Source organism: Derxia lacustris (assembly GCF_002105195.1).
GTDB classification, from domain to species: Bacteria; Pseudomonadota; Gammaproteobacteria; order Burkholderiales; family Burkholderiaceae_E; genus Derxia; species Derxia lacustris.
Genome location: NZ_MUHU01000026.1, coordinates 16,022 through 30,702 on the forward strand (window position 1 = coordinate 16,022; position 14,681 = coordinate 30,702).

General features: G+C 69.9%; 17 protein-coding genes. 5 read left to right on the forward strand and 12 right to left on the reverse strand.

Annotated elements, in window-relative coordinates:
* Positions 1–171: 171 nt before the first annotated feature.
* Both B9P64_RS18005 and B9P64_RS18010 read right to left on the reverse strand, forming a co-directional pair.
* Entirely contained in the window at positions 172–618 is a 447-nt protein-coding gene (locus B9P64_RS18005) for a ribulose bisphosphate carboxylase small subunit (RefSeq protein ID WP_085317470.1), read from the reverse strand.
* An 84-nt stretch (positions 619–702) separates the two neighbouring features.
* The gene (locus B9P64_RS18010) at positions 703–2,169 is read right to left on the reverse strand and encodes a form I ribulose bisphosphate carboxylase large subunit (RefSeq protein WP_085317472.1); all 1,467 of its coding nucleotides are present in this window, start codon (positions 2,167–2,169) and stop codon (positions 703–705) included.
* Positions 2,170–2,301: 132 nt separating this feature from the next.
* On the opposite strand from B9P64_RS18010, the gene B9P64_RS18015 reads away from it, so the two are divergent.
* Positions 2,302–3,243 (forward strand): LysR family transcriptional regulator, encoded by a 942-nt coding sequence (locus B9P64_RS18015; RefSeq protein ID WP_085317474.1) that lies wholly within the window; start codon positions 2,302–2,304, stop codon positions 3,241–3,243.
* Between the two features lie 8 nt (positions 3,244–3,251).
* On the opposite strand, the gene B9P64_RS18020 is transcribed toward B9P64_RS18015, so the two are convergent.
* Both B9P64_RS18020 and B9P64_RS18025 read right to left on the reverse strand, forming a co-directional pair.
* Positions 3,252–3,686 carry a BLUF domain-containing protein gene (locus tag B9P64_RS18020; RefSeq protein ID WP_085317476.1) on the reverse strand — a complete coding sequence of 145 codons (435 nt, stop codon included), beginning with the start codon at positions 3,684–3,686 and terminating at the stop codon, positions 3,252–3,254.
* A gap of 145 nt (positions 3,687–3,831) precedes the next feature.
* Entirely contained in the window at positions 3,832–5,208 is a 1,377-nt protein-coding gene (locus B9P64_RS18025; protein ID WP_085317478.1) for a PAS domain-containing sensor histidine kinase, read from the reverse strand.
* Positions 5,209–5,411: 203 nt separating this feature from the next.
* Here B9P64_RS18025 and B9P64_RS18030 point away from each other — a divergent pair, with 203 nt between their 5' ends.
* The 3 genes from B9P64_RS18030 (at position 5,412) to B9P64_RS18040 (ending at position 7,144) form a co-directional block, all read left to right on the forward strand.
* On the forward strand, positions 5,412–5,714 hold the full coding sequence (locus B9P64_RS18030; RefSeq protein ID WP_085317480.1) for a hypothetical protein: 303 nt from the start codon (positions 5,412–5,414) through the stop codon (positions 5,712–5,714).
* 3 nt (positions 5,715–5,717) lie between these two features.
* Positions 5,718–6,074 (forward strand): hypothetical protein, encoded by a 357-nt coding sequence (locus B9P64_RS18035; RefSeq protein ID WP_235840034.1) that lies wholly within the window; start codon positions 5,718–5,720, stop codon positions 6,072–6,074.
* A 206-nt stretch (positions 6,075–6,280) separates the two neighbouring features.
* Positions 6,281–7,144 carry a cytochrome C assembly family protein gene (locus B9P64_RS18040; protein ID WP_085317484.1) on the forward strand — a complete coding sequence of 288 codons (864 nt, stop codon included), beginning with the start codon at positions 6,281–6,283 and terminating at the stop codon, positions 7,142–7,144.
* 42 nt (positions 7,145–7,186) lie between these two features.
* On the opposite strand, the gene B9P64_RS18045 is transcribed toward B9P64_RS18040, so the two are convergent.
* The 5 genes from B9P64_RS18045 to B9P64_RS18065 form a co-directional block, all read right to left on the reverse strand.
* The gene (locus tag B9P64_RS18045) at positions 7,187–8,386 is read right to left on the reverse strand and encodes a methanobactin export MATE transporter MbnM (protein ID WP_085317486.1); all 1,200 of its coding nucleotides are present in this window, start codon (positions 8,384–8,386) and stop codon (positions 7,187–7,189) included.
* Positions 8,386–9,297, reverse strand: a complete 912-nt coding sequence (locus B9P64_RS18050) for an MbnP family copper-binding protein (protein ID WP_085317488.1) — start codon at positions 9,295–9,297, stop codon at positions 8,386–8,388. The genes B9P64_RS18045 and B9P64_RS18050 overlap by 1 nt, the downstream gene beginning before the upstream one ends.
* Positions 9,298–9,329: 32 nt before the next feature.
* Positions 9,330–10,283 carry a hypothetical protein gene (locus B9P64_RS18055; protein ID WP_085317490.1) on the reverse strand — a complete coding sequence of 318 codons (954 nt, stop codon included), beginning with the start codon at positions 10,281–10,283 and terminating at the stop codon, positions 9,330–9,332.
* 8 nt (positions 10,284–10,291) lie between these two features.
* Positions 10,292–10,885 carry a copper chaperone PCu(A)C gene (locus B9P64_RS18060; RefSeq protein WP_085317492.1) on the reverse strand — a complete coding sequence of 198 codons (594 nt, stop codon included), beginning with the start codon at positions 10,883–10,885 and terminating at the stop codon, positions 10,292–10,294.
* A gap of 85 nt (positions 10,886–10,970) precedes the next feature.
* Positions 10,971–11,381: a DUF2946 domain-containing protein gene (locus tag B9P64_RS18065; protein ID WP_176256873.1), complete on the reverse strand. Its 411-nt coding sequence runs from the start codon at positions 11,379–11,381 to the stop codon at positions 10,971–10,973.
* Between the two features lie 198 nt (positions 11,382–11,579).
* Between B9P64_RS18065 and B9P64_RS18070 the strand changes: the two genes are divergently transcribed.
* Entirely contained in the window at positions 11,580–12,443 is an 864-nt protein-coding gene (locus tag B9P64_RS18070; RefSeq protein WP_085317496.1) for a DUF429 domain-containing protein, read from the forward strand.
* Here the strand turns inward: B9P64_RS18070 and B9P64_RS18075 are convergent.
* The 3 genes from B9P64_RS18075 to B9P64_RS18085 all read right to left on the reverse strand — a co-directional run bounded on the left by B9P64_RS18075 (position 12,436) and on the right by B9P64_RS18085 (position 14,519).
* Positions 12,436–12,780: a hypothetical protein gene (locus tag B9P64_RS18075; protein ID WP_085317498.1), complete on the reverse strand. Its 345-nt coding sequence runs from the start codon at positions 12,778–12,780 to the stop codon at positions 12,436–12,438. The two genes, B9P64_RS18070 and B9P64_RS18075, sit on opposite strands and share 8 nt — an antisense overlap.
* A 147-nt stretch (positions 12,781–12,927) precedes the next feature.
* Positions 12,928–13,830 (reverse strand): DMT family transporter, encoded by a 903-nt coding sequence (locus tag B9P64_RS18080; RefSeq protein ID WP_085317500.1) that lies wholly within the window; start codon positions 13,828–13,830, stop codon positions 12,928–12,930.
* A 152-nt stretch (positions 13,831–13,982) separates the two neighbouring features.
* A complete protein-coding gene (locus tag B9P64_RS18085) occupies positions 13,983–14,519 on the reverse strand; it encodes an HD domain-containing protein (RefSeq protein WP_139826379.1) in 537 nt (178 codons plus the stop codon).
* Positions 14,520–14,681: the final 162 nt, after the last annotated feature.

Below are 14,681 nucleotides of genomic sequence, written 5' to 3' on the forward strand. Positions count from 1 at the left end.
GCCGCGATCGGGCTCGCAGAAACGGTCAGGCCTGACGGAGGCGGACGGTGCGGCGCCGCTGCGCGGGCCGGAGGCGGAGGGAACGCCGCCGGTCAGCGCGAGGGAGGCCGCGCAGGCGTCGGGCAGTGCCGGGGCCGGCGCCTGCGCGGGCGGTGCCGCGCCGTCCGCGCGTCAGCCCTTGGCGCCGTAGCGCTCGCGTTCGGGCTGGTTGGTGGCGTAGGAGCGCACCGAGTAGCGCATCGTGCGGCCGACCGTGTCCATGCGTTCGAGCTGGAAGCCGGGCTCGACCGCCGGACGATTGACGATGAAGCTCATCGTGATCGTCTCGACGTTGCGCGTGGAGTCGAAGGCCATCATGCGGATGTAGTGGCTCGGGAAGGTTTCGCGGCAGGCCTTCAGTTCCAGCATCACGCCGGCGGCGTCATGCAGATCGAACATCGGGTGGCCGAACATTTCCCAGTAGGTGTTGCGCGGGTGCGGATCGTCGGTGTACTCGACGCTCCAGGCATAGCCCTTCTCAAGGCCGTATTCGATCTGGGCCGAGATTTCCTCGTCGGTCAGGTCGGGCAGAAAGCTGAACTGGCCTTGCGTGAGGCGGCCGGTCGGGTTGGTCATCATGGTCGTGTCTCCTCGGATTCGGTGGGCTGCCCGCGCGGCTCGCATGGCCGATGGCGTGGCGGTCGCGGCGGGCTCGGGCGTCGTTCAGGCCACGCTCGGCGTCACGGCGTAATCGCTGGTGTCGGTGGACGTGTAGTTGAAGCTGATCTCGCCCCAGGTATCGAGCGCCTGCTTGAGCGGCGAACACCATTGCGCGGCGGCGCGGAGGATTTCCGGGCCTTCGTTCTTGATGTCGCGGCCTTCGTTGCGCGCCTTGACCATGACTTCGAGCGCCACGCGGTTGGCGGTCGCGCCGGCCTGGATGCCCTGCGGATGGCCGATCGTGCCGCCGCCGAACTGGAGAATCACGTCGTCGCCGAACAGGTCGATCAATTGATGCATTTGCCCTGCATGAATGCCGCCCGAGGCGACCGGCATGATCTTCTTGAGGTCGGCCCAGTCCTGGTCGAAGTACAGACCGCGCGGCAGATCCTGCTTGGTGAACGAGTCGCGGCAGACGTTGTAGTAGCCCTGCACCGTCATCGGGTCGCCTTCGAGCTTGCCGACCGCCGTGCCGGTGTGAAGGTGATCGCAGCCGGCCAGGCGCAGCCACTTGGCAATCACGCGGAAGCTCACGCCGTGGCTCTTCTGCCGGGTGTAGGTGCCATGACCGGCACGGTGCATGTGCATGATCATGTCGTTCTTGCGGCACCAGTTGGCCATGCTCTGGATCGCGGTCCAGCCGATCACGAGGTCGACCATGATCACGACCGAGCCGAGTTCCTTGGCGAATTCGGCGCGCTCGTACATGTCTTCCATCGTCGCGCCGGTGATGTTGAGGTACGAGCCCTTCACCTCGCCCGTGGCGGCGCTGGCCTTGTTGACCGCGTCCATCACGTACAGGAAGCGGTCGCGCCAGTGCATGAACGGCTGCGAGTTGATGTTCTCGTCGTCCTTCATGAAGTCGAGGCCGCCCTTGAGGCCTTCGTACACCACGCGGCCGTAGTTGCGACCGCTCAGGCCGAGCTTGGGCTTGGTGGTGGCGCCGAGCAGCGGACGGCCGAACTTGTCGAGCCGTTCGCGTTCGACCACCAGGCCGGTCGGCGGGCCCTTGAAGGTCTTGACGTAGGCAACCGGGATGCGGATGTCTTCGAGCCGCGCGGCCTTGAGCGGCTTGAAGCTGAACACGTTGCCGATCAGGCTCGCCGTCATGTTGGCGATCGAGCCTTCCTCGAACAGGATGATGTCGTAGGCGACCCAGGCGAAGTACTGGCCGGGATTGTTGGGCACCGGCTCGACCTTGTAGGCCTTGGCGCGGTAGCTGTCGCAGGCGGTCAGGCGGTCGGTCCAGACGACGGTCCAGGTGGCGGTGCTCGATTCGCCGGCGACCGCTGCGGCGGCCTCGATCGGATCGACGCCATCCTGCGGCGTGATGCGGAACAGGCACAGCGTGTCGGTGTCCTTCGGCACGTAGTCGGCATCCCAGTAGCCCATCTGGCGGTACTTCAGGACACCGGCGCTGTAGCGCTTCTTCGCGTCGGTGATGACGCCTTGGTCCACGGCAGTGTTCATGCTGTCTCCTCTCGTCGAGCGGTGGTTGTCGTTCGTTGAGAGGAAGTCTCGGCGTGACATCCGTTCAGGAAAAGTCAAACTTGCTTACCGCTGACGTAAGCTTTGGCTGATGAATCAATCCGCCAATCGCCGATGAAGAACGTCACCTTCCGCCAACTGCGCGTGTTCAACGAGGTGGCGCGGCATCTGAGCTTTGCGCGCGCCGCCGAGGAGCTGCATCTCACGCCGCCGGCGGTGTCGATGCAGGTGAAGGAGCTGGAAGAGAACGTCGGCATGCCGCTGTTCGACCGCAGCGGCCGCACCGTGTCGCTCACGACCGTGGGCGAATACGTGCTGGTCTACGCCCGCAAACTGCTCGGCACGCTGCGCGACGCCGAGGACTTGCTGGCGCGCTTGCAGCGCATCGACGTGGGTCTGCTGCACATCGGCATGGTGAGCACGGCGAGCCATTTCGTGCCGCGCCTGCTGGCCGATTTCACGCGCGAGCATCCGGGCGTGGAAGTGCGCATCAGCGTCGGCAACCGCGAGCAGCTGATGGCGATGATGACGCGCAACGAGGTCGAGCTGGCCATCATGGGCCGGCCGCCCAAGGAGGTGGCGACGCGCGCCGAGCCCTTCGCCGCGCATCCGCATGTTTTTGTTGCGCCGCCAGATCATCCGTCGCTCAACGTCGGTCATCCGCCGGTGCATGCGCTGGCGCCCTACAACTTCATCGTGCGCGAGCGCGGCTCGGGCACGCGCGCGGCGATGGAGCATTTCTTCGAGGAGGCGCGCTTCACGCCCAACGTGGCGATGGAAGTGGCCGGCAACGAGGTCATCAAGCAGGCGGTCATGGCCGGCATCGGGCTCAGCGTGCTGTCGCTGCACACGCTGGGGCTGGAGCTGGACGCCGGCCGCATCGCGGTCATCGAGGTGGAAGGCACGCCGATCGTGCGCAGCTGGAACCTGGTGCATGTGCAGAGCCGCACCCTGTCGCCGGTGGCCGAGGCCTTCCGCTACTACGTGCTTGAGCATGGCGAGGCGCTGCTAGCCCATGAATTTGGTGCGCTGCAACCGCGCCGCACCGGCAACTGAGGCCGTCGTCAGTGGCGCTTGCCGACGCTGAACTGCTCGCAGAAACCGCGCAGCAATGCGACCGCGCCATAGTTGTCGGTCAGCGTGTCCAGCGTCACCGGCGGGCATTCGTCGCGGCAGAGCACCACCGGCTCTCCGAGGCCGTCGAGATGGATCAGGCCGAGCGACCAGGCGGCAAAGCTGCGCGTGGGCACCGGCGTGTCGATGAGGGTGATGACATTGGTGTGGCGCGGGTCGCGGCAGATGGAGCCGTACACCGCCACGATGGCGTCGGACGGCCCTTCGATGGCCTGCATGAAGTTGCCGTCGCGGTAGAGCAGCAGGCCGGTGATGCCGAGCTGCGCATTGCGGTCGCGGCTTTGCACCAGCAAGGCGGCAATGTCGGCTTCCGTCATGGGCTGGGTGGCGCTGCTGACGTAAAGCACCAGTTGTAAGTGAGTCATTGCCGGGCGGGTTCGGGGGAGTGATCGTTCCCGGCTTGGCAGATCGGGACGGCGTGCGTGCCGGATTGTCCGTATAGCTTCGGGTCAGTGACGACTCGAGCGTGCAATTTCGTGCGGCGCCGCAGCAATTTCCGCCATACGGCTTTCACGAGGGTTGCAGCGGCAACATCGGCGCGATTTTTTCGAGCGGCAGCTCGACCGTGAATACCGCGCCGCCGCCCGGCGCGCTGGCCGCCAGCAGCCGTCCGCCGTGCTGCTCGACGATGCCGTAGCTGATCGACAGTCCCAGTCCCGTGCCCTTGCCGACCGGCTTGGTCGTGTAGAAGGGATCGAAGATGCGACCGAGCAGCGGCGCCGGAATGCCCGGCCCGTTGTCGGCAAAGCGCACGCTCACCGTGCCGGCATCGAGCCGGCTGGCGGCGATGTCGAGCGCCGGCGCCTCGACGCCGGCGGCGCTGGTCGCATCCCAGGCGTTCTGGATCAGGTTCATGAATACCTGCATCAGCTGGCCGGCCGAGCCATGCACCAGGCAGCCGTCGAAGCCGCGCTGGGTGACCGCAAACCGCCCGCCCGTGCCCTTGCCGACCCACAGCACCGCGCGCGCCACCACGTCGGCCAGATCGACCGCGCGTGCCTCCTCGCGGTCCATCGCCGAGAAGCGCTTGAGCCCGGCGACGATCTCGGCGGTGCGGGTCGCGCCTTCGAGCGTGCCCTCGATCAGCGACGGGAAATCGGCCAGCGTCCGGTCGATCTTGAGATGGGCGCGCAGCCGTTCGGCCTCGGCGGGCGGCACCTCGGCATGCAGCGCCGCCAGGTAGTCGCCGAGCCGTTCGCAATAGCGCTTGAGCGCATGCACATTGCCGAGCACGAAGCTGATCGGATTGTTCAGCTCATGCGCCACGCCGGCCACCAGCCGGCCGAGCGAGGCCATCTTTTCGGAGTGCAGCAGCTGGGCCTGGGTCTGCTTGAGCGCGTTGTGCGCATCCTGCAACTGCTGATAGGCGCGGCGCAGCTCGCCGACCGGCCGGCCGACGAACACGAAGCCCGAGCGCTGGCCGTTGGCGTCGAAGCGCGACGAGCAATGCACCTCGACCGGCACCGCATTGCCGGCGGCATCGCGCAGATGCAGTTCGACGGGCTCGCGCGCCGCGCGCGGCCCGGCCAGCGCCGCGCTGTGCGTGAGCGCGCGCACGGCGGCCTCGTCGTCGGGCCGCGCCAGCAGCTCGGCCATGCGCCGGCCGCGCAGCTCGGCCTCGCTGCGGCCGACCAGATCGCGCAGCGCATCGTTGCTGTCCTGGATCTCGCCGTTCTCGGCGCAGGCCAGCACCAGATCGCTCATCGCGCTCAGCACGCTGAAGATGAAGCGGTGCGATTCCTCCAGCTCGGCGTTCTTCTGCTCGAGCGCGATCTCATCCTCGATCAGGCGCGAATACACCTCGTCCATCTTGTGGATGACATCGACCCAGGCGGCCTCGTCGAGGCCCTCGGCGGGCGGGTGCGGCGGCACAGGCGGGGCGGTCATGGCTTGAGGCGGATCAAGGAGGCGCGATGCGACGGCACGGTTTTCGCTGAAACCGGCTGCAAACGGCAGGCGGCGCCGGGATTTGTCGGGTTGGCTTCAAAACCTACAGCACGGCGCCGCCGCCGGAAACAGCGCGATGCAGCGACATCGCGACATGGCGCGAACTCCGATTCAACTCACTCAGGCATCCCGGGAGCACGAAGATGGCCACCACCACCTACAAGACGCTGGTCGATACCAGGACCACCCCCGAGGGCGCGGCCCTCGTCGTGTGCGAAGGCACGCGCAAGGGCAGCTACAACGACACCTGCCGCGGCACGGTGTTCCAGTGCGAATGCGGCGCCACCGGCTGCCAGCAGACCAAGGACCATCTCTGCTCGGACCAGGGCTTCAGCATGAGCGGCAAGTGCTACAAGTGCGGCGTGTCCAACAAGTTCAAGGCCTTGGCCATCGGTGCCTATGTCAACCAGGCCGAGTTCTGGGCCAAGTACAGCGAAAAGGCGTAAATCATGACGACCCCGACCGAAATCACGCCGATGCCCATCAGCGGCGAAGCCACGTTCGTGAAGTTGACGGCCGACGGCCGCAAGGTCGAGGTCATCGGTGATTTCGTCTGTCTCAATGGCGTGCCCGAAGCGGGCGCGCTGGTCGAGATCGGCGAGCACCCGAACCGTCAGGCGATCCGTGCCGCCGTTCCGGGCGCGACCCATGTCGCTGGCCGCATTCCGCTGCGCCACGACGAGGCCGCGATCGCCAACGCCGCGCTGACGGCTGCCAAGCGCAAGGTCGATGCCGATCCGGTGTCGATCAACGAGCGCATCCGCAAGGCCGTGTTCGCGCGCCAGCGCGACAACGGCGTCGAGTAAGCCTTCCGCCGGCCGGCCCGTCGGGTCGGCGCATTGCGCAACGGCGCACCGTGTTTCGGCACGGTGCGCCGTTGTCGCGTCTGCGGCCGGCGTCTGCGACCGGTGCCGGGGCGTCGGCGGCGGTCGGTGTCAAACTCGGCGCTTCTCCGGCGCGGCAGCTGCGGCGCCGGCATTTTTCCCTCACCGGACTTCATCGAGCCCCTGGCATGCCGATCGCCGAACTCTCCCTCGTCGCGCTGCTTTATCTGCTGCTGACCGTGCTGCTGTGGCGCTTCGTGGCGCGCGCCGGCGCGGCCGAGCCCGCCGCCGTCCTGGCCGCGCTGCCGCCGCCGCCGCGCCTGGGTATCGGGCTGCGGCTGGCCGAGCTGGCCGTGGTGCTGGGCCACGGCTATGTGCTGTTCGCCGTGATGCTGGCCGGCCATCAGCTGTGGTTCAACTTTGCCGCCGCCATCTCGTTCATGGTGCTGGTCGGCTGCGCGGCCCAGCTGGTCAACCAGCTGTTCCTGCCGGTCAACCTGTTTGGCGTGGTGATGTTCCCGCTCGGGCTGGCGTCGACGCTGCTGCTGCTGGCCTTTCCGCCGCCGGTGCTGCGGCTGGAGGCCGGCTATACGCCGCTGCTCGGCATCCACTTTCTGCTGGCGATGCTGGCCTATGGCGTGCTGTGCGTGTCGGCCATCTATGCCTGCGGCATCTTCGTGCTCGACCGGCTGCTGCATGTGGCGCCGGGCGGCCGCCGCTTCGAGGCGCTGCTGCGGCTGGCGCCGCCGCTGCTGCAACTCGAAGGCATCCTGTTCGGCAGCATCTTCGTCGGCTTCGGCCTGCTTACGGCCAGCATCGTCACCGGGCTGGTGTTCTACGAACAGATGTTTGCCCAGCCATTCCGGCTCGATCACAAGTTCGTGTTCTCGCTGCTGTCGTGGGCGGTGTTCGCGGTGCTGCTGCTCGGGCGCTGGCGTTTCGGCTGGCGCGGCCGGGTGGCGATGCGTCAGGTGCTGGCCGGCTTCGCGCTGCTGTTCCTCGGCTATATCGGATCGAGCTTCGTGTTGCAGGTGCTGCTGCATCGGGGCTGAATGCCGCCGCGCCGGCCGCGAGTCGGGCCGGCGCGGCGGCGTTCAGGGCAGCCAGGCCGGCTTGGCAAAGCGCGCGCTGGTCACCAGCGTGTCGTCGCTGAGCGTGCGCAGGAAGGCGACGAGATCGGCCTTGTCCTGCGCGGTGAGATCGATGTTGCCGATCAGGTCGCTCTTGTACGGATTGAGTCGGCCATCGCCGGCATGGGCGCCGCTGGCGATGTTGCGACCGCCGGCGGCATAGAAGTCGAGCACTTCCTCCAGCGTGGCGATGCTGCCGTCATGCATGTAGGGCGCGGTGAGCGCCACATTGCGCAGGCTGGCGGCGCGGAAGGCGCCCATGTCGGCGGCCTTGCTCGTGAACTCGAACAGCCCCCGGTTGGGATAGGGGAAGGCGCCGGTGCCGCCGAGGTTGTACAGGCCGGTGTTGTGGAACGGCGTCTCGACCGAGCCCTGGCCCACGTAGCGGATCTGGTCGTTGAAGTTGAAGCTGCCGTGGCAGTGGAAGCACTCGGCCTTCTCGCCCATGAACAGCTGCATGCCGCGCAGCTCGGCCGCGCTCAGCGTGGCCTTGCCGGCCAGATAGCGGTCGTAGCGCGAGTCGGCGCTGGTCAGGCCGCGCTCGAAGCTGGCGATGGCCTTGATGATGTTGCCGATGCCGATCTGCTCGCTGCCGCCACCGAAGGCGGCGGCAAACAGCTGCACATAGCGCGCGTCGGCGGCAAAGCGGCCCAGCACCTCGGCCAGGTTGGCGTCGGTGATGCCGAGCTCGACCGGATCGGTGCCGAACAGCGGCACTTCCATCTGGTGTTCGAGCGTGACCAGCGTGGGATTGGCCCAGGTGAGCGTGGCATGGAAGGCCGCATTGCCGAGCGGCTGGGCATTGCGCGGATGGGTCTGGCCGGTCGAGCCGATCGCCTGCGGCCGGCCGTCGGTGAAGGCGCGCGCCTGCTCGTGGCAGCTCGCGCAGCTCTGCGTGCCGTTGCCCGACAGCCGGGTGTCGTGGAACAGCGCGCGACCGAGTTCGAACTTGGCTTCGGTGTAGGGGTTGTCGGCCGGCACCACCATCTGCGGCAGGCCGGCGGCGGCCGGGATCGAGGGCGTGGCATGGCTGTGGGCGACGCCGTTGCCGCCCGAGCCGCCGGCGCTGCACGCGGCCAGCAGCAGCGCCAGCGCGCCGGCCGCAGCAAGCTGCGCGGCCGGCCTGCCGGCGCGCGCCCGGATGTCGGGATGCGCGCCGCCCATCACTTGCTCGCCGCGATGAACAGCGCCTGGCTCGTGCTGCCGCCGGCGACCGGGGCGCCGGTCGCCAGGTCGATCTTCATGTTGGCGAAGATCGGCACGCAGTCGAGATCGGTGCTGCCCGACATGCAGCCGGCGGCGCCGCCCTGATCCAGCGCCAGATTGGTGTTGGCGAACAGCGCATTCAGGTTCAGCACCACCTTCTGCGAGTCGAGGTTGAAGCTCGCGAGCTTGACCGGCATGCGGTTGCTGTTGGTGCAGGTGTAGCCGGTGCTGCTGGCGCTGTCGGCCGCGCAGCCGGTCGAGCCGAGGTGGGTGTACCAGGTGGTGGCGGTGCCGCTCGGGCGCGCGATGCCGCCGGCCGGATCGACTTCGATCTTGAGGAACTTGCGGCCGTACTGCCACGACCAGGCCATCGCCACCACGTTCAGCGGCGCGGCGGCGGCGGCGTAGTCGGTGTGGTTGACCGACTCGGGCACGCCGACCTCGAACTCGATGCCGGTATAGCTGCCGGCCGCCACCGTGCCGGTGATGCTGGCGTTGAGCGTCATGGCGCTGCCGCCGCACACGGCGGTGCTGCCGTCGTTGAAATTGAGCAGCGCGACGCCGCTGCCCTGGAAGCTGTTGCCGGCGAGCGTGAGCGGCGCGGTTGTGCCGCTGGCGGTCACCAGCCTGACGTTGGACACGTAGAAGCGCAGGTCGCGCAGCGTGGCCGCGACCGCCGGGCTGCCGAGCGAGCCGAGCGTGCTGCCGCAGCGCGCCGGGCTGCCGTTGGCGATGGCGTCGAAGGCGATGGTCACGGTCTGCGGCCCGCTTGAGACGCTGCCGCCGTCGCCGCCACCGCCGCAGGCGGCGAGCAGGCTGGCGAGCGTGGTGGTGGCGAGAACGAGACTGGCGTGGCGAAGGGTGTTCATGCGGTGTTCCTGATTCGATGTGATGTGCGGTGTCAGAAGCGCTGGCTCAGCCCGAGCGACAGCGCCCAGCGCGGCGCGAGCTGCACGCCGTTGACATTGCTGGCGACGGGGATCTGCACGAAGCCGTAGCCCTGAAGGCCGGGCGCGAGCGGCGCCGACAGGCCGGGACTCAGGGCCAGCGTGCGGCCGCCCGAGTTGTCGGGTTCGGCGGCGGCGCCGGCATCGCGGGCGCGCTGCTGCCAGTTGAGCTGGACCATCGGCGCGACCGCGCCCAGGTCGGCGCGCAGGCCCAGATCGAGGCCGAGCTTGTGGCCGGGCTTGAACTCGTCATGCCGGTTCAGCGCCTGCTCCAGCTGGGCTTGCGCAAACCAGCTCAGGCCGGTCTGCGGCAGCAGGCCGCGCCAGTAGCCGCCCAGGATCAGGTCGGTCGTGCCGGTGCCGGGTTGCAGCGCGCGCTCGGCCGGCGTGTTGTCGCCATTGCGCACATCGGTGCTGCCGGTGGGCAGCTTGACGCCGGCAATCAGCCCGAGGCTGCCGGCGCTGGCGGTGTCGCCCAGCAGCGCCGACTGCCAGCGGCCGGTCACCCGCGCATCGCCGGGCTTGCGGAAATGCCAGTTCACCGGCGCGCCGTCGGCCAGGTGGTCGTGCACCCGGTCGATGAAGGGCAGTTGCAGCGACAGCCCCCAGTGGGCGTCGAAGCCGTAGTCGAGGCTGGCGGTCACGCGCTGGGTGCGGGTGCGCTGCTCGACCTCGCTGCTGTCTTCCAGATCGGACGGCGCGATGGTCGACGCGCCGCGTTGCAGCCGGTTCTGCTGCACCAGTTCGTAGCGCAGATCGCCGCGCCAGCCGTGGTCGAGCCAGGCGCCCTGGACGGCAAAATCGGTGTTGACTAGGCAGAACGCCGAGCCGCAGGACGCCTGCGCGACGGGCACGGCGAGCAGGCCGGCCAGCGCAAGGCTGGCGGCCAGGGAATGACGCAGATTCATGGGAACTCTCAGTGGCGATGCTGATGCGGGGAATCGGTGGCGGGCGTGGTGAGCGCGCGCACGGTGGCCGTCACCTCGATCTGGCGCCGGGTGCTGCCGTCGTCGATCAGCAGGGTCAGCGGCAGTGTCGCGCCCTCGGCGGCGGGCGCCTTGAGGCCGTTGAGCATCAGGTGAAAGCCGCCCGGCGCGAGGCTGACCGGCGTGCCAGCCGGCAGGTCGATGGCGGCGACCGGGCGCATCTTCTTCACGCCGGCTTCCTCGATCGATTCATGCAGCTCGACGCTGGCGGCGGCCGGCGAAGCGGCACCGACCAGCCGCGCCGGCGTGGCCGAGGTGAGGGTGAGGAAGGCGCCGGTGGCGGTCAGGCCCGGCACGCTGGCGCGCACCCAGGCGTCGGTGACGGCGATGTGCGCGGCGGCGGCCGAGGCGGTGCCGCCGGGCGCGACCGCGGACGTGCCGGCGGCGGCCAGCCGCAAGGGTTCGTCGGGCGGAAAGGCGGCGGACGCGAAGCCGCCGCCGGCATGGACAACCAGCGATGCAGTGGCCAGCAGCGCGCCGGCGACGAGCGCCTGCGCGGCCTTGCGGCCGGAGATGACGGACATGGAAAACCTCGACTGAAAGCGGACGCGAACAGTCGTGGCGCGCCGGGGCCTTCAGGCCGGGCGCACTACGACGGACGGGAGCGGATCAGGCGAGGAGGGGCGGGGCGCGCGGATTGGCCGAGCGCCAGATGGGCAGCGGCTGGGCCGAGTGCAGAAACAGCGCCGGCAGCGCATGGCTGGCCGGGCCGAACAGGGCGAAGACGGGCGCGGGCGGCAGCAGACCGTGACCGCCGGCGGGGTTGACGCAATAGCCGCAATGATCGAGCTGGAGCGCGCCGTGGCTGTCGTGCGAGTGGTCGGCCTCGGCCGGCGCGGCGCGCAGCCAGACCGGCTCGCTGCGGCTGCCGTCGGCGCGGCAGACCTCCACCAGCAGCGGCGCCTCGGCCTGCGCCGCGAGCCAGCGCGACACCGTCGGCGCGAGCGCCGCCATCAGCATCGCCAGGCAGGCGAGACCGAGGGCGAGGCGCCGCAGGGCGCTGACGGAGCGAAAGGGCATCGGCCAAAAGTAACACGACGTGTCGGCCCGGCCGACCGACATCAGGCCGCGCGCAGGGCTGCGGGCAATTGCCCAGCCAGCCCGGCGCTGCGGCCGGCGAGAATTGCGCCGCCGGCCCGCGCGCCGCCCGCGCGGGAACTTGTGGCCCGCGCCGCACCCAAGTCGAAGCCGCCCCGGCCGATTCCGCCTTTCGCCGCCATGACCGATTCCAGTTCCGCTCCTCTGCTTCTTGGCGTCGATTTCAGCTCGGCGCCGAGCCGCCGCAAGCCCATCGTCGCGGCGCGCGGCCGGCTCGGCGCGGGCGGTTTGTTCGTGCTGGAGCGCATCGACGAACTGCCCACGCTCGACGGCTTCGAGCAGCTGCTGGCGACGCCCGGGCCCTGGGTCGGCGGCTTCGACTTTCCGTTTGGCTGGCCGCGCGAACTGGCGCTGGCCGAAGGCTGGCCCGGCGCCGCCGAGGGCGACTGGCGCGCGCTCATGGCACACAGCTGCGCGATTCCGCGCGCCCAGCTGCGCGAGCGCTTTCGCGCGTTCTGCGCCGCGCGGCCGGCCGGCGGCAAGTTCGCGCACCGCGCGGTCGACCGCGTGGCCGGATCGAGTCCGTCGATGAAATGGGTCAATCCGCCGGTTGCCTGGATGCTGCATGCCGGCGTGCCAAGGCTGATGGCGGCCGGCGTGAGCCTGCCCGGCCTCGGGCTGGACGGCGGCGATCCGGCGCGAGTGGCGCTGGAGGCCTATCCGGGCGTGCTGGCGCGCCATCTCACGCGCGCCAGCTACAAGAGCGACGACCGGCGCCGGCACACGGCCGAGCGCGCCGGCGTGCGGGCTCAGCTGCTGGCGGCGGCCTGCGCCGGCGGGCTGGGGCTGGCGGTGCGCTTGAGGTTGCCGGCGGCCGAGGCGGCGGCGCTGATCGAGGACGGCAGCGGCGACCGGCTCGATGCGCTGCTGTGCGCGCTGCAAGCCGCCGAAGCCACGCTGCGGCCCGACTGGGGCCTGCCGGCGCGGGTCGATCCGGTGGAAGGCTGGATGGCCGGCCTGCCGGCGCCGACCGTGCTCAGTTGAGCACCACGCCGGCGCGCTCGCGCAGGCCATGCGCCAGCTGCCGCTGGCCGGGCGTGAGCGCGATGGCGGCCATGCGGTCGAGCTGCTCGGGCAGGTTGGCGCGGCAGCGGGCGCGCCAGTGCGCGGGCAGCTCGCGGTCGACCGCGGTATCGAGCAGCACCCGGGTCGCGGTGGCGGCGGCTTCCCACGGGTCGAGCTTGCCGAACCGCACCATCAGCCCGGCGACCTGCACGTACTGGTCGATCATTTCGGGATGCTCGGGATGCAGCGCGCAACGCACGCGCATCGCGACGAAGTTCCATTTCTGGCGGTCGTCCAGGTTGCAGAAGTAGGTCATGGCGGCGGCTCGGCGGCGGGAATGCGGAGGAGCGCGCAGCATCCGCGCGCGCGGGCGCGGTGCCGTTGCGCGCAATCAAGCCCGGGCCGGTTCGTGCGGGTCGGTGTCGTGCCGTCGTTGCGCCGCCGGCCCGCCAGCGCGGTCGCCTCAGCGCGCCGGCAGCTTCACCCGCGTGCACAGCCACACGGCGCCGGTCGTCACCGCAAAGCCGGCCAGCGCCAGCGGCGCCAGCCGTTCACCGAACACCGCCAGCCCCATCGCCGCCGCCACGCCCGGCACCAGATAGAACAGGCTCGCCACCCGGGCCGCGCTGCCGGCGCGAATCAGCATCGACAGCATCGTCGCGCCCAGCAGCGAGTTGACCGCCACCAGCCAGCCCAGCGTGCCCGCCATGCCGGCCGATCCGTCGATCTGCAGCCCCTCGTGGCCGAGCGCCAGCGGCAGCGTGGCCAGCGCGGCGGCCACGTACTGCACGCAGGCGCCGCTGCGCAGGTCCATGCGGGCACAGAAGCGCTTCTGGTAGAGCGTGCCGAGCGACAAGCCGGCCAGCGCCAGCACGATCACGCCATAGGCGGCCACCGGCGCATGGCCGGTGTCGATCTTGTTGGCCACCACCAGCCCCACGCCGGCCAGCCCGGCCACCAGCCCCAGCCACTGGCGCGGCGTGGTGCGCTCGCCCAGCAGCGGCGCGGCCAGCACGGTGGTGGCGATCGGCATCATCCCCATGATGAGCGCCGACACGCCGACCGACACGCCCAGCGTCAGCCCGTAGTACAGCGCGTTGAAATGCACCGCCTGCGCCAGCAGCCCGGTGACGGCCAGATGCAGCAGCTCGCGGCCGCGCGGCCAGCGCGCCCGGGTGACGACCGCCGCCACGCCCAGGATCAGCGCCACCAGCGCGAACCGCAGGCCGCACACGGTGAGCGGACCGGCATGCGCCAGGCTCAGCTTGCCGGCGATGTAGCCGGTGCTCCAGAGGACGATGAAGATGCCGGGCAGGGCGCGCGGCGTGGTGAAGTGCGCGGGCGCGTTGGCCGTCGCATCGGGCATGGCTCGTCTCCGGCGGCTGCGTCGTGGCGCAACCTGTCGTCGGTGGCGGGCCGAGGACCGGCCCGCCGAGCGCGCGATGCTCGCCGCAGCGGCGGCGACGCACAAGTTGAAGCTTGTTACCGGTTGGGCGGCGCAGCGCGCCGCCCCCGGCCTCAGCGCATCGCCACCGTGGCGAGCGAGTCGAGCACGCGACCGAAGTGATGCAGCGACAGCGTCTGCATGTCGGGCTTGCGCGCCTGATCGTCGTAGCGGCGCAGGCGCACCGCGTCATAGGCGAACTCTTCATGCAGGAAGCGTTCGGCCTCGCTGGCGGTCATCGGGCCGCCCTGTTCGTCGAGGCTCATCTGCGATGGCATCGACAGCTGATGCCGGTAGTCGGGCTCGACCAGGCAGAGGTAGCGCTTGGCCGCCACATGCAGCCGGATCGGCTCCAGCACCGCCGGCTCGAACAGCTCGGCGAGCTGCTCGAAGGTGGCCTCGGCCGAGCGGGCGCCGTCGGGCAGCAGACGTTGCAGCGAGGCGATGTCGTGCAGGAAGCAGGCGGCGACGATTTCCGGCATTTCACCTGCCTCTTCTGCCAGGGTGGCGGTCTGCAAGGCGTGCTGAAGGTGGCTGACTGTCTCGGCGCCATAAGGGGCGGAGCCGTGGTGCGCGTAAAGGTCGAGGATGTCCTGCACGTCTCGAATCATGGCTGTCTCCCGATCAGGAATGCCCGCAGCCGCCGGCCGGGCCGAGCGGTCGGGCGGGGGTGAAAACGCTGGGGATGGGGGAAGCGCACGCCGCTATCGGTGCCGGCCATGCCGGCGGCCCCTGGCCCGGGCGCACGCCGGGCACGTAGCGATTTGACGGCG

Coding starts and splice junctions, on each gene's coding strand:
- B9P64_RS18085 (WP_139826379.1), bottom strand. CDS start 14,519: ATGATTCGAGACGTGCAGGACATCCTCGACCTTTACGCGCACCACGGC.
- B9P64_RS18065 (WP_176256873.1), bottom strand. CDS start 11,381: ATGCCCTTTCGCTCCGTCAGCGCCCTGCGGCGCCTCGCCCTCGGTCTC.
- B9P64_RS18040 (WP_085317484.1), top strand. CDS start 6,281: ATGCCGATCGCCGAACTCTCCCTCGTCGCGCTGCTTTATCTGCTGCTG.
- B9P64_RS18010 (WP_085317472.1), bottom strand. CDS start 2,169: ATGAACACTGCCGTGGACCAAGGCGTCATCACCGACGCGAAGAAGCGC.
- B9P64_RS18055 (WP_085317490.1), bottom strand. CDS start 10,283: ATGAATCTGCGTCATTCCCTGGCCGCCAGCCTTGCGCTGGCCGGCCTG.
- B9P64_RS18045 (WP_085317486.1), bottom strand. CDS start 8,386: ATGGGCGGCGCGCATCCCGACATCCGGGCGCGCGCCGGCAGGCCGGCC.
- B9P64_RS18005 (WP_085317470.1), bottom strand. CDS start 618: ATGATGACCAACCCGACCGGCCGCCTCACGCAAGGCCAGTTCAGCTTT.
- B9P64_RS18035 (WP_235840034.1), top strand. CDS start 5,718: ATGACGACCCCGACCGAAATCACGCCGATGCCCATCAGCGGCGAAGCC.
- B9P64_RS18050 (WP_085317488.1), bottom strand. CDS start 9,297: ATGAACACCCTTCGCCACGCCAGTCTCGTTCTCGCCACCACCACGCTC.
- B9P64_RS18015 (WP_085317474.1), top strand. CDS start 2,302: ATGAAGAACGTCACCTTCCGCCAACTGCGCGTGTTCAACGAGGTGGCG.
- B9P64_RS18025 (WP_085317478.1), bottom strand. CDS start 5,208: ATGACCGCCCCGCCTGTGCCGCCGCACCCGCCCGCCGAGGGCCTCGAC.
- B9P64_RS18030 (WP_085317480.1), top strand. CDS start 5,412: ATGGCCACCACCACCTACAAGACGCTGGTCGATACCAGGACCACCCCC.
- B9P64_RS18020 (WP_085317476.1), bottom strand. CDS start 3,686: ATGACTCACTTACAACTGGTGCTTTACGTCAGCAGCGCCACCCAGCCC.
- B9P64_RS18080 (WP_085317500.1), bottom strand. CDS start 13,830: ATGCCCGATGCGACGGCCAACGCGCCCGCGCACTTCACCACGCCGCGC.
- B9P64_RS18060 (WP_085317492.1), bottom strand. CDS start 10,885: ATGTCCGTCATCTCCGGCCGCAAGGCCGCGCAGGCGCTCGTCGCCGGC.
- B9P64_RS18070 (WP_085317496.1), top strand. CDS start 11,580: ATGACCGATTCCAGTTCCGCTCCTCTGCTTCTTGGCGTCGATTTCAGC.
- B9P64_RS18075 (WP_085317498.1), bottom strand. CDS start 12,780: ATGACCTACTTCTGCAACCTGGACGACCGCCAGAAATGGAACTTCGTC.